The organism is Paenibacillus uliginis N3/975, from assembly GCF_900177425.1.
GTDB lineage: Bacteria > Bacillota > Bacilli > Paenibacillales > Paenibacillaceae > Paenibacillus_AQ > Paenibacillus_AQ uliginis.
This window is the reverse complement of record NZ_LT840184.1, coordinates 5,199,325-5,212,113: the sequence shown is the minus strand read 5'-3', so window position 1 is coordinate 5,212,113 and position 12,789 is coordinate 5,199,325. Positions and strand designations below refer to the sequence as shown.

The window sequence follows — 12,789 nt, the reverse complement described above, 5'->3', positions numbered from 1 at the left end:
AGCAAGCATGATACCGTTTACAGAATCCCATAATCCGCAAACATCGTCTAAAATTCGCAACCTATTTTTGAGTAAAGAGAGATCTGAAGTGAAAATAAAATATAAGCGGCTGCATATACGATTTCTAAATTACGTTTGCATTAAAAAAAAGAAAGGTGTTAAATATAAATAACCAGGTTATATATTTACCCTGTTATGTAAGTTGTAAATATGTTTTTTGAAAGGTGATTTTATGGATAAGAAAGATGAAGAATATATACATGTAGTTGGAGCTAGAGAGAAAAACCTTAAAAATATTGATGTGCGAATCCCAAAGAAAAAAATAACTGTCTTTACTGGAGTTTCAGGTTCAGGAAAATCATCTTTAGTGTTTGATACAGTAGCAGCAGAATCGCAAAGGCAGCTCAATGAAACGTATTCAAGTTTTATTCGGCATCGCTTGCCGCACTATGGACAACCGAATGTGGATGCTATTGAAAATTTATCTGTTGCCATTATCATTGATCAAAAACGTATTGGAGGAAACGCAAGGTCAACGGTTGGAACGATCACAGATATACATTCATTACTAAGATTACTGTTTTCTCGGATTGGACAGCCCTTTGTTGGCTATTCCGATGTTTTTTCATTTAATAATCCTTCTGGAATGTGTCCAAAATGCGAGGGATTAGGGAAAGTCGATACGATAAATATGGAGCGGCTGTTGGATAAAAACAAATCTCTCATTGAGGGAGCCATTTTGTTTCCAACCTTTGAACCAGGCGGATGGAGATTAAAAAGATATATCCATTCAGGCTTTTTTGATAACGACAAAAAAATAAAAGATTTTACAGCTGAAGAATTGGAGATGCTTTTATACAAATCAGATATTAAAGTAACTACTGCTGATCCGGAATGGCCGAAAACTTCACTTTATGAAGGTCTTATACCGCGAATTGAAAGAAGTTTCTTAAAAAAAGAAGATGGAGAATCAAAGAAATATAAAAAAGAAATTGCTGGCATTGTCAGTAAAGAAGCGTGTCTCCTCTGTGGCGGTACTAGATTAAATCATGAGGTCTTGCAGTGCACAATAAATGATAAAAATATAGCGGATTGTGTGGACATGCAAATTACGGATCTGCTCGATTTTATCAATGCCATTAAAGACCCCAAAGCAGTAACCATGGTCATGGCTCTAAGAAATCGGTTGGAACATTTAGTTTCAATCGGTCTAGGTTATTTAAGTTTAAGCCGTGAGACGTCAACTCTTTCAGGCGGCGAATCACAGCGGATAAAGATGGTTCGGCAGTTAGGAAGCAGCTTAACGGATCTTACTTATATTTTTGATGAACCGAGCATTGGTTTACATCCTCATGATGTAAATAAGATCAATGATTTATTAAAACTTTTACGTGATAAAGGGAATACCGTTCTTATTGTCGAGCATGATCCCGATGTTATTGAAATTGCAGATCATATCATTGATATGGGGCCGAAAGCTGGAACAAATGGTGGGAAAATCATGTATCAAGGTACTTTGAATGGTTTGGTAAAGGCAGACACACTTACGGGGAAATATTTATGCAATCAAACCCAGTTGAAAAAGAACATTAGAAATCCAGCCGAATGGCTGTCTTTGAAAAACGCGCATTTGCATAATCTTAAAAATATTAATGTGAACATTCCTAAAGGGGTTATGACGGTAGTCACTGGAGTTGCAGGTTCAGGAAAAAGTACGTTAATCAATCAAGTGTTGCCCAAATTTTATCCTGAAACGATTTTTATTGATCAGAAACCAATCCAAGCTTCAAAACGTTCCAATATTGCTACTTTTACAGGATTATTCGATATCATAAGGGAGTTGTTTTCGAAAGCCAATCATGTAAAACCTGCTTTATTTAGCTTCAATTCACAAGGAGCCTGCCCTAACTGCAAGGGCTTGGGAGTAACATATACAGACTTGGCTTTTATGGATACAGTTGTAAGTGAATGTGAGGTTTGTCAGGGCAATCGATTTATAGATGGGGTATTAAATTACAAGTTGCGTGACAAAAGTATAAGCGAAATTTTAAACATGACAGTTGATGAAGCCTTAGACTTTTTCTACGAAAAAGAAATATCTGCAACCTTAAATAGACTAGCAGACGTAGGAATAACTTATATCACACTTGGACAACCATTAAATACTTTATCTGGTGGTGAACTGCAAAGAGTAAAACTCGCCGCTGAACTTGAAAGTAAAGGGAATATATATGTGCTGGATGAACCAACCACTGGGCTTCATATGTCAGATATATCCCAGCTCCTTAAAATTTTGAACCGTCTTGCTGAACAAGGCAGCACCGTAATTGTGATAGAACATAATCTGGACGTTATTAGTCAAGCAGATTGGATTATTGATCTAGGACCTTTTGCAGGGCAAAAGGGTGGTGAAGTAATATTCGAGGGAACGGCAAAGGATCTAATAAACTGTAATTCCTCCATTACAGGACAATATTTAAAAAAATATATTAAGGGAGGGGAATATGCATGGCAAAAAAAGAACTAGAAAAATATTATATTCCTTTTCAATGTATGATTATTAGTAATATTAATCGTCTTAACATTGAGGGTGTTACTACGGCTCAGTATAATGTATTGGATATTTTAGATAAACAAGGCTCTAAAACAACTAAAGAGTTAGCAGAGATTCGTGGAATTTCACAAGCTGGAATGTCTAAATTAACGAAAAGGCTTTTAGAGAAGAAATACATTACACAAGAACGTCAGGAAAATGACCGGCGAGCTTATGACATTTTAATTACTCCCGATGGTAAGAATTTTCTTTTAAGATCAGAAAAATTTAGAAATGAAACCATGAATTTAATTGAGAATACGTTGACAGAAGAAGAACTACATTGTTTTATACAGTTGTGCAAAAAAATAACCGATTCATATGTGGAGGAATAGAGTAAACAATGAATAATTATAAATTGACCATACAATATGATGGCGGGCGTTATAAGGGCTGGCAGCGTCTGGGTGATAGTGAGAATACCATTCAAGGGAAAATCGAAAATGCCTTATCCGTCATGGTAGGTCAATCCATTGAAATCATTGGGTCCAGTAGAACAGATGCGGGGGTCCACGCTCTTGCGCAAGTAGCGAATTTTAAGATCAGTGACAATATGCCTGAATCTAAAATCATGAATTTTTTAAATCATTATTTACCTCCGGATATTAGCATTACGGAAGTTGAGCTAGTGGATGACCGTTTTCACGCTCGTTATAATGCGAAAGATAAAACGTATTTGTACAAGATTTGGAACGAAGTGTATAGCCATCCTTTCATGAGAAAGTACAGTATGCATGTCGGGAAAAAGCTGGATATCGAAAAAATGAAAAGAGCATGCCAGTATTTTATCGGTGAACACGATTTTACGGCTTATTCCAACGCCAAGTCTAAGAAAAAAGATACGGTACGAAAAATATATTCGCTGGATGTAGAAGAAGTAGAAGGCTTTATCCAATTTCGAGTAAGTGGCAACGGATTTCTGTATAATATGGTTCGGAAAATGATTGGAACGTTGATCGAGATCGGATTAGGTGAAAAAGAAGCAGAAGAAATACCGACCATTTTACTCTCCAAAGAACGAGTGCAGACGGGTGGAATGGCGGATGCATGTGGACTTTACTTGGAGAAGATTAACTTTTAAGAATTCTTTCAGATCCGTTAGGGCAAGATATGATTTGGAACTGGTCTGGCAAGAAGAAGCGGTTCCTATCACAATTCCGAGGGAGTGAGATGGATGGCTAATAAAAAAGATCAAAACGTTGATTCTGACCGCGACACGACCATGGATGTTGACGCTGGAGAAGCTGTAGGAACTGCAGGCGGTGGTGTTGTAGGTGCTGCTGTGGGTTCCGTATTGGGTCCAATCGGCACTATTGCAGGTGGTATCGCAGGCGCAGCATTGGGTAACAAAGCTGGCGAGGCTGTAGGAGATGAAGACAGCGATTCAGAATAAACAGCGCTAGCACCACCATATACTGGCGAGTAAAAATCAGGGGGCCCGGAAAATCCGGTGCCCTCGATTTTTTGTTAGGTTTGACTGTGCATGGCTATCATATATTCTCATGAATTCATCATGGTATCGGCCGACTGTAGAGAGCTGTAGCTGTAAAAGCCCTCCTATGTTACGATGTGGGGTATGATCAAGCAAATAAGCATCGTACAATCATGACACTGGAATGGAGATAAAATCTTGAAATCATTTAAAAAAGTTTATATAGAAATTACAAGCATCTGCAATCTCGCCTGTACTTTTTGCCCGCCAACGGAGCGTAAGGCAAATTTTATTAAGGTGGATGACTTTTCGAAGAGGTTGGATGAGATCAAACCGCACACCAATTACATTTATCTACACGTCAAAGGGGAGCCGCTTCTCCATCCTAAGATCGATGAGCTACTAGATATTAGTCATGAAAAAGGTTTTAAGGTCAATATCACAACAAACGGAACATTGATCGCAAAAAATCGGCATAAGCTGCTTGGAAAGCCTGCGCTGAGACAGATGAACTTTTCGCTCCACAGCTTTGACGGACATGAGGGTTCAACCAACCGCGAAGGATATTTAAGGGAAATCCTCTCCTTTGTCCGTGAAGCGGAGGAGCATAATGTCATCTTTTCATTCCGTCTGTGGAATTTGACGCAGGACAACGCAACAAACATTGATAAGAGTAGAAACCGCCAGACACTCGAAATCATAGAGAAAGAATTTGGCCTAGATTACAAGATCGAAGAAAAGGTAGTGCCAGGCGGAGGGGTGAGAGTCTCCAACAACGTCTATTTGAACCAAGATCATGAATTCCAGTGGCCTAGTATGACAGCACCTGAGGATGAAGGTAGAGGCTTCTGCCATGCACTTCGCAGCCAAGCGGCCATTCTTGTGGACGGAACTGTCGTACCATGTTGTCTAGATGGTGAAGGGGTAATTAATCTAGGCAATATCCATCAGGCATCATTTTCTGACATCGTGGATGGCGAGCGGGCAAATAACCTCGTTGACGGATTTTCCCGCAGGGAAGCTGTCGAGGAACTATGTAGAAGATGTGGATACCGCCAAAGGTTTGGAGCGTAATGTTTGTTGATTGGGATTGACAAGAGGAAGGGCAAGGTTAATAACTTGTTAGAGAGGTAGTGTAAGTATGACGATAGCTCCAGATAAAAATAAGCTTTATCCAAATGAAAATATTAGAACAGTTTGTTACATTAAAAATCTACCTAGCAGGCTAAATGTTGAGATTGGAGATTATACATATTACAGTGACAACACAAGATCACCAGAGAATTTCTATGACAATATTCAGCATCATTATGACTTTTTAGGTGATAAGCTGATTATCGGTAAGTTCTGCGCCATGGCTGAAGGGGTTACTTTTATTATGAATGGTGCTAATCATCGAATGGATGGTTTAACAACATACCCTTTCAATATTTTTGCTGGAGGTTGGGAAAAGGTCACTCCAACGATAGAGCAGTTGCCAATCAAAGGCGATACTTTGATTGGCAATGATGTATGGTTGGGACAACATGTCACGATTATGCCGGGAGTTAAAATTGGTGACGGTGCAATTGTTGCTTCGAACTCAACTGTTGTAAAAAACGTTGAACCGTATACAATTGTTGGCGGCAATCCTGCAAATACTATTAGGAAGCGTTTCAGTGATGAGATGATTAAATTATTGTTAGAGCTTCAATGGTGGAACTGGGATGAGAAGAAGATATTTGAAAATCTTGAGCAATTAGTAGCAGTTAACGATATTGCCACACTAAAGAAGCTATTGAATGAGGAGTAGTATAATTAGCAGGAAGTCAAACAAGGGTTATTATTTAATAGCCCTTTCACTTTCTCCTCATATGTGGGGTGCTGTTCACTGTTGGTGAGGCAGGACCTCTAGATATGGGATTTAAAGAGGGGGAGAACCCCTCTTTTTAAGTTTCATAACTCTTCAATGACTACTGTACTGCCAAAGTTTTCACTGAACAGGATTTCAATTAATTTGCTTGCCGTATATTCGGGTGTTTGGAGCTTCCCTTCTTGGGCGATTTGGATGAATTGATCCACGTAAGGGAAAGTTTCATTGCTTACAGAACGAATCTCAGCCTGCAATTGCGTATCGATCATACCGGGATATACGGAAACAACCTTGGCAGGATATTCTTTATTCAGCTGTTCCAAGCTCACGCTCTTGGAAAGAATCCAAACCGGCTTTAGAGGTGCTGTAACAGCTTTGTGATGGCAACAAATATTTGGCTGAGGCAGATGATATATTCATAATCCGTTTGTCTACGTTTAACTCGAGCGTGTGCTTAATAAAATTTGACGTAAAGATCATAGGAGCAAGCAAATTGATATTTACATTTTCAATGATGCAATCAGCACTATTCAGTTCAATTGGAGCAACGGGGGATAGCATTCCGGCATTGTTTATCAAATGAACCGCATCAATTTCCGACTCATGTTGTATTGTGTTAAATAACTCTTCAAAAAGTTGATCTATTCCACTTAAGTTATTCAGGTCAAATGGGTGATAGCTTAACCGGTTGTTTTTTTCCTTCGCCAGTTCAATTAGCCTACGATTGCTAGTTCTCGATATGCAAAAAATATGATGGTTTTCATCTAGCATTGTGTGGCCAATGCTTCATCAATTCCCCTTGATGTACCTTTGACACTCCCACCCCTAAAGGGCAAGTCTGCTGACGCAGTTGGGATTCTTGAGTAGTTAACGCCCTCAATCCATTTCTGTTTTGGACAACTCTCAAGTTTAGGGTGTGTCATCGCCCCTCCTAAGACAGTGCGTATAGCATCTTAGGCTGATTGACTGTTACCGCCAACCACAGTTGCGTAGCGAATATTCATCGCCCCAACGATATCACGATGATTCTCGAATCCACATGGGCACTTGTATCTTCTATCTTGTACACCATGTATGTAGATTCTTTTCGTTTTTACGACTTGTTCTTGTCGTCTGCCTTATATTTGTTAGTTGCTCTAAGCGAATGACAGAAATCTTATTCTCAACTGCAAAATTAACGATTTCGCGACTGATCTTATGGTCTTTGTCTTTCATCCATCGTTGTTCTTTATCGTCTAAATTGCGAATAGCATTCACTTTCTTTTGTTTCCCAAGTATTTTACGAACACTACGAAACTTCCGTTTCATATATTTGTTTTCTCGTCCGCTACCAAAAAAACGAACTTTATCATCTTCTGTGATAGCTACCGCAGGGACTTTCAGTCCTAAATCAACGCCTAAAACTCTTGTACCCGTTTTTTCAGTTGTCGGAATCGTGACAGATATTTGCGCTACCCACTTACCTGAGTTTTGTGTGATACGGAGCGTACCAAGTTTATGCTTTAATAAATCAAAATTCCGATTATCTTTGTCGATAAACAATGCACGAATTTTAACACGATTGGATTTACCTTCTACCATAAGTGGAATAGAAATGTGCGTGAAATCAAAAGAATAGTTTTGGTTGTTCCATACACAAACTGGTTTCTTTAGAATCGGAACGATCGTGTATTTACTTTTCTTTACTTTGGTAGAGAATACACTTTTCGCATCTTTAATCGCTTGATTTTTTACCGCACTGGGTAGATTAGCTGGAACGTCTTTCGTCGTCTTTTTCGTGCTTTTCTTTTCTTCAACCATCTCAGCCACGAGCATATTTATGACTTGTATGTACTCGTTACTATTTTGTTTCAATCGTTGGATTTGTTCTGTTGTGGGAAGTAGCTTTACCTTAACTGTTATGGTCTGTGCCATATACGTCACCCCCTTGTCTTTTGTTCTTCAACATAACGCTTAATCATTTCGCTTGATACATTTCCAGCAGTAGAAACAAAATATGAACGTGTCCATAAACTCGGCAAATGCAAGAGGTGTGGAAACTCTTCACGTAGCTTTCTAGAGGTGCGACCTTTCACTTTCGCCATAATATCGGCAGGACTTAATGTTGGTAGTGCACTGAGAAACATGTGAGTGTGGTCTTTATCGCACTCAAGGGCGACAATCTCAATTTTTAATTCCGCACACACTTCATGTACTAATTCTTTGAAGCGTTGCTCTACCTCTGCTTTGAGAAAGATCTTTCTTCTGTATCGTGGGCAGAACACAAAATGATAATTCAGTAGAGATACGGTTGTGTTGGTTCTTCTGTATTCGTTCATGTCTATATAGTATCAATTGAACTGATATACTGCAACAGAGAAAGGACATAGACTTTTCGGATACTTGAGGTCCCACAAACCTTTCGGCTAGTGGCACTCCGTATCCGACCTCACTTTCATCCTACACCTAAAGAAGTGGGCTTTCCCGTTCAGGAAATGCTGTAATGATAAAAAATTGCATCCAATATCACCTCTAATGTTCGATTTTTAATCAGTAGACTTTCTCCTCTTCTTCTAGATTCTATTCACTGTTTCCTTCCGTACGCCTTGATGGTCTATCTCAAATTTCATCAAAATAGTTGACGAAACTCGTTCAAGAATTCTTGCTGCATGCGAGTAAAACGCTCACTATAAAGCTCTTCACGTTCGGCAAAGGTTAATCTTGGTAAGTGATTATAGTGAGTATACGTGACGGGTGTCATTGTCGTTTCCACCTCGTATGCGGCATCATATATGAGCATAAAATACTGAGTTTTAACCGTAAAAAGGATGGGGAAACGTTACATGGCACAAGACGAATCACAACATGCATCACAACAATTGCCAACATATAAATTGCAGCAAGCCTCTTTAGAGCCGACTTGCTCAAAAGCATGCCCGGACTCTGATAAGGAGACGCAGCATCAGTCCTCGAATCCTGTTCAGCATGTTGTGCAATGGCGCCCTTCTCGCTTCAATGCCCAGGCGCAAGTGGATGACGACGGGCTTGTTCTTTACAACAGTTATTCGGGGGCCATTGCTTCCTTCTCGGCGGAAGAACGGAAACGTGTACTGTCTTGGCTTCACCCGGGAGAAGCGGATATGGAGCCGGATCATGAGATTTACAAGGAACTGCGGGAACACGGTTTCCTTGTTTCGGCGGATACAGACGAACTGCGGCGGGCGCAATTCCTTCATCAGTCGATGCACCAGCTCGATGCCATGCACCTCGTGCTGCTAGTTACCGAAGCATGCAATTTCCGCTGCAATTATTGCTATGAATACTTCCCGCGTGGAAACATGCGGAGCGAAGTCATCAAGGGATTGATGGCCTATATAGAGCAGCGGGCGAAGACACTCAATGTCTTGAACATCAGCTGGCATGGCGGTGAGCCGCTTCTGGCTCCACGTGTGATTGAGCAGTTGTCTGAGTCTTTCATTGAAGTCTGCGACAAGTATGACGTCGTGTATCATGCGGAAATATCAACGAACGGTTATTACTTGACACGAGAGCTGTTCGAGCAGTTGCTCGATCTGCACATCGATCGCTATATGATTACGCTGGACGGCCCTGCAGAAGTACATAACGCTCGGCGGGGATTATTCGGGGGTGGGGACACCTATGAACGCATCGTATCGAACTTGCTTTCCCTTAAGCAGGTTGATCGCCCGTTCGAGATCAACATTCGAGTGAATTTTGACAATAGCAATCTGGAAGCTGTTCATTCCTTTATTCCGGAACTGCGCGATTTGTTCGGAGACGATGAGCGGTTTGCCGTCTATTTCAGGCCTGTCGGCTGCATGGGGGGAGAAAACGATCTTACGCTCCCTGTGTGTGATGCTCGCACTAAAGATAAGGAAATATGGGCGCTCAATGAGGAAGCGATTCAAGCAGGGCTACCTGTAAGCTCCTTTATTAAAGACATTTTGCTTCCGACAGGGGCGATCTGCTATGCAGCGAAGCCGAATTCGATGGTTGTCGGGTCGGATGGACGCCTTTACAAATGCTCGGTTGCGTTCGAACAAGAGAACAATCAATTAGGACGTATTCATGAGGACGGTACGCTCGACGTTGATATGGACAAGTTGGCCTTATGGACGACGTCCGGGGAAGAAACGGATGCGAACTGCCAAGCCTGTTTCTTCCGTCCGTCCTGTCAAGGCAATCATTGTCCGCTCTATCGGATGCGGACGGGCAACCGCCCTTGCTCCTATGAGAAGCGTCAAATTAAGCAGGTACTGCGCACGATATGGCTCCAGTCCGTGGCTTGCGAATCAGCTGAGCAGTAGGCTGCATCTAGTCATGAAGCCAGCCTGATCATGGAATGGAAGGAGAGCCAGGCGAACTTCGTACCGCCTGTGCGTATTGCAAGGAGGTGAGTAATGTGAAAGTAATTCGTCCAGCAGCAAAGCCTGCATCGATCAAGACGGGACGCTTGACCAAGTCTGTACCCGGTAATTTGAGCTAATAGCCAGCTGACAGCTCTGAAGCTCTGTGAGTGCCCAGGCTCATCGATGCCTTTCTTGAGATGAGAATGTTGGTGCATGAATACGCAGAATAGCTGCACATGGTTTGCGAGGCACGGTGTAGTGTTGCATATCATACAACAACATGCGGGTGGGGATACACTCAGTGCACCAATGTTGCATGTAGTACATCATTTTCTCATAAAATAGCAACAGCAAAAGCCTGGGATCCGAGATCCCAGGCTTAAATTGTCGAGAAACCCTGTCCTTCTTAAAGGTACAGGGTTTCTTTTTTTAAAATGAACTGTGCCTCCATCGAGGTGAAGCTCCATTCTTACAAGTGACTGTTCGTTGCGCCAACAAGGCTCTCAAACAGTTACAACTTCTCATCGCACATTGGAGCAATCGCAAATTTCATTTAATCTCCAAGCTATTGAAGATAGTGGTACAAAACACAGTGGATATAACCGCGCCAGGCCAAGAGAACCAGTGTCTGGATTGTACTTTTCTTGTTTCTTCATCGACCGCCTCTGAATACAGTCCATCCCATTGAACAAGCTCCATGAGCTTTTGAAAAATTCTGTCTCGGCGAACCTCATCCTCCATAACATCGCTAAAGAGCAGCTCCTGCGCATCCCCTAAAGGCCATGGATGAGGCGTGTGAACAGATCCCAATCCTCCATAACGGCCGGGATAAAATCCGCCTTTATTGTCTTCACTGAATCCAAACTCCATCGTATGGATCCATTTCGTATCATCTTTACTACAGAATCCCCACATTGGAGCATATACGGCAGGAAGGTCGTTCGCATCGTGATACTTCTGGAAGTTGCCCTTCAAGTCCGTCAGATAGGCAAACAGTTCTTTCCCATTATGAAGTGTGCTAAATGATCCTATGCAATCATGTCGTACCTGATCGGCCCATTCTGATAAATCTTTATCGTAAAAAGCAAACTCTTTGTTCAACTCGGATAATTGCTGCAACGTATGCCACGCAAGTACTTGACTGGAAAAATGATAAGGATAATCGACTTTGTCATCAGCCGGAGTCTCACCTGTCTTAAACAGCCACTTCTTCTCATGTTTATACTCCATGATCATATCAAGAACATCTTTGGCAATTGGCAGTAAACGTTCAATTGTCTCTTTATCACCGAACTGTGCATAGTAGTCACAAAGCTCAAGAAGCGGATAACATTGCTGGTCGAATTGGAACACATTATCTTTACTGAAGCCGTTAGTCAAGTAAGCGCGTCCCCAGTATTGAAGCGGGCGATCGGCCTTTTCGAACATCCAGAGTAAATGCCCCTTAACAATCCGTTGTACAAGACTCTTCCATTCTGTTCGATATGAATCTTCAAACAGGAACTCCATTTTTTTCTCGGATTCCAATAGGAGCTGCATCATGTAATAGGAGTCTCGATTCCATGATAAAGGAAGTAATTGATGATCGGTGATTACACACATATACTCATCACAAATCGGCACAGAACAGCAGGAAATGATATAATCAAGATTCCTTTGAATGATAAACCGAGCTGCCTTCGCTTTATCACCTTGGACGGACTCCGTATTCTTCCATTTAGGTAAATTCTGAATTGCCTTGGCCGTCAGCTCTTCAACATCGGTGTACGTCAGTTCAGACTCACATTCTTCCTGATGTGAAAGTGAATAAACCATGCTAATGATTCGGCTTTCTCCTTGTTCCAACGTAAGTTCCGTTCCATATTCGTAATTGACAGGTTCATTCGTTGTTGTCTGTACGGGTACAAGGATCAAGGCATCTTTACCGATAAACAAATACATATCAGCTCTGGCAGATAGATGCGAATTGCAAATAGCCATATGATTGTTCTGGACATTCACTCTATTTTCCAATGGAGGAATTGGAATAGGTCCTCCTTCCGTCAATTGTCCATAACTGCATCGGTTTAAACTGAATAGTCCACCGACCGTAAGTGGAAAGACGATTTCATTATCGCTTATATTGTTTACTTCGAATCTATGAATGAAATAGCTTTTTTCATCCTTTTCGGTTGCTACAAACATAGAATGAACTTCGGCTGTTTCGAACTGATAGCGAAAAACAGGCGCCTTGCCTTCCAAATAATAAACTTCTTGATTTAAGCTCTTCTCTTGAGGTCTGATACCGAAACCAACCGCCTGGCGTTCACCTTCTAATGAATCAACCAACCTTCTGCGGTAACAGCGAACATAGTTGCTATCATAAAACTTGTCATTTGGAAACTGTTCAATCGAAGTCAGTGTAATGAATCCTTGCGTTGGATGATAACTATTTACGGAACGGACCAATCCGTCAAGTCCTATACTGGCCGACAAGCGCCCGTTTCCGACATCGATTGGTTTGTGATTGCTAACATTTATTAAAGGGAGCATCTGACGATTGTTGAATTCTGTTTGCATTTTT

Annotated in this window: 11 protein-coding genes and 1 pseudogene; 7 read left to right on the top strand and 5 right to left on the bottom strand. The window is 41.3% G+C overall.

The genetic code is table 11. The annotated features are described in order from the left end of the window. Positions 1 to 232 precede the first annotated feature (232 nt). From B9N86_RS24390 to B9N86_RS24365, 6 genes are all read left to right on the top strand, one after another. Positions 233 to 2,527 (top strand): ATP-binding cassette domain-containing protein, encoded by a 2,295-nt coding sequence (locus B9N86_RS24390; RefSeq protein ID WP_208915685.1) that lies wholly within the window; start codon positions 233 to 235, stop codon positions 2,525 to 2,527. Then, positions 2,509 to 2,928: a MarR family winged helix-turn-helix transcriptional regulator gene (locus tag B9N86_RS24385; protein ID WP_208915684.1), complete on the top strand. Its 420-nt coding sequence runs from the start codon at positions 2,509 to 2,511 to the stop codon at positions 2,926 to 2,928. The genes B9N86_RS24390 and B9N86_RS24385 overlap by 19 nt, the downstream gene beginning before the upstream one ends. An 8-nt stretch (positions 2,929 to 2,936) precedes the next feature. Beyond that, positions 2,937 to 3,674 (top strand): tRNA pseudouridine(38-40) synthase TruA, encoded by a 738-nt coding sequence (truA, locus tag B9N86_RS24380; RefSeq protein WP_208915683.1) that lies wholly within the window; start codon positions 2,937 to 2,939, stop codon positions 3,672 to 3,674. Positions 3,675 to 3,767: 93 nt separating this feature from the next. Continuing rightward, entirely contained in the window at positions 3,768 to 3,986 is a 219-nt protein-coding gene (locus tag B9N86_RS24375) for a hypothetical protein (RefSeq protein WP_208915682.1), read from the top strand. Between the two features lie 237 nt (positions 3,987 to 4,223). Then, a complete protein-coding gene (locus B9N86_RS24370) occupies positions 4,224 to 5,099 on the top strand; it encodes a radical SAM/SPASM domain-containing protein (protein WP_208915681.1) in 876 nt (291 codons plus the stop codon). Positions 5,100 to 5,166: 67 nt separating this feature from the next. Next, positions 5,167 to 5,817 (top strand): Vat family streptogramin A O-acetyltransferase, encoded by a 651-nt coding sequence (locus tag B9N86_RS24365; RefSeq protein WP_208915680.1) that lies wholly within the window; start codon positions 5,167 to 5,169, stop codon positions 5,815 to 5,817. 143 nt (positions 5,818 to 5,960) lie between these two features. Here B9N86_RS24365 and B9N86_RS30495 read toward each other — a convergent pair whose 3' ends face one another. The 4 genes and pseudogenes from B9N86_RS30495 to tnpA form a co-directional block, all read right to left on the bottom strand. After that, a complete protein-coding gene (locus B9N86_RS30495) occupies positions 5,961 to 6,200 on the bottom strand; it encodes a Rossmann-fold NAD(P)-binding domain-containing protein (protein ID WP_244562837.1) in 240 nt (79 codons plus the stop codon). Further along, positions 6,184 to 6,648: an SDR family NAD(P)-dependent oxidoreductase gene (locus tag B9N86_RS30490; RefSeq protein ID WP_244562836.1), complete on the bottom strand. Its 465-nt coding sequence runs from the start codon at positions 6,646 to 6,648 to the stop codon at positions 6,184 to 6,186. The genes B9N86_RS30495 and B9N86_RS30490 overlap by 17 nt, the downstream gene beginning before the upstream one ends. Before the next feature lie 182 nt (positions 6,649 to 6,830). Next, positions 6,831 to 7,791, bottom strand: a pseudogene (locus tag B9N86_RS24355) (transposase). A gap of 5 nt (positions 7,792 to 7,796) precedes the next feature. Beyond that, positions 7,797 to 8,195: an IS200/IS605 family transposase gene (gene tnpA, locus B9N86_RS24350; RefSeq protein ID WP_208915679.1), complete on the bottom strand. Its 399-nt coding sequence runs from the start codon at positions 8,193 to 8,195 to the stop codon at positions 7,797 to 7,799. Positions 8,196 to 8,699: 504 nt separating this feature from the next. On the opposite strand from tnpA, the gene B9N86_RS24345 reads away from it, so the two are divergent. Beyond that, positions 8,700 to 10,184 (top strand): radical SAM/SPASM domain-containing protein, encoded by a 1,485-nt coding sequence (locus B9N86_RS24345; protein ID WP_208915678.1) that lies wholly within the window; start codon positions 8,700 to 8,702, stop codon positions 10,182 to 10,184. A gap of 591 nt (positions 10,185 to 10,775) precedes the next feature. Here the strand turns inward: B9N86_RS24345 and B9N86_RS24335 are convergent. Next, entirely contained in the window at positions 10,776 to 12,785 is a 2,010-nt protein-coding gene (locus B9N86_RS24335; protein ID WP_208915676.1) for a glycoside hydrolase family 125 protein, read from the bottom strand. Positions 12,786 to 12,789: the final 4 nt, after the last annotated feature.

What these genes read in the sequence shown, in the direction of transcription:
- B9N86_RS24390 (WP_208915685.1), top strand. Translation starts at nt 233, where the DNA reads ATGGATAAGAAAGATGAAGAATATATACATGTAGTTGGAGCTAGAGAG.
- B9N86_RS24385 (WP_208915684.1), top strand. Translation starts at nt 2,509, where the DNA reads ATGGCAAAAAAAGAACTAGAAAAATATTATATTCCTTTTCAATGTATG.
- truA (WP_208915683.1), top strand. Translation starts at nt 2,937, where the DNA reads ATGAATAATTATAAATTGACCATACAATATGATGGCGGGCGTTATAAG.
- B9N86_RS24375 (WP_208915682.1), top strand. Translation starts at nt 3,768, where the DNA reads ATGGCTAATAAAAAAGATCAAAACGTTGATTCTGACCGCGACACGACC.
- B9N86_RS24365 (WP_208915680.1), top strand. Translation starts at nt 5,167, where the DNA reads ATGACGATAGCTCCAGATAAAAATAAGCTTTATCCAAATGAAAATATT.
- B9N86_RS30490 (WP_244562836.1), bottom strand. Translation starts at nt 6,648, where the DNA reads ATGCTAGATGAAAACCATCATATTTTTTGCATATCGAGAACTAGCAAT.
- tnpA (WP_208915679.1), bottom strand. Translation starts at nt 8,195, where the DNA reads ATGAACGAATACAGAAGAACCAACACAACCGTATCTCTACTGAATTAT.
- B9N86_RS24345 (WP_208915678.1), top strand. Translation starts at nt 8,700, where the DNA reads ATGGCACAAGACGAATCACAACATGCATCACAACAATTGCCAACATAT.
- B9N86_RS24335 (WP_208915676.1), bottom strand. Translation starts at nt 12,785, where the DNA reads ATGCAAACAGAATTCAACAATCGTCAGATGCTCCCTTTAATAAATGTT.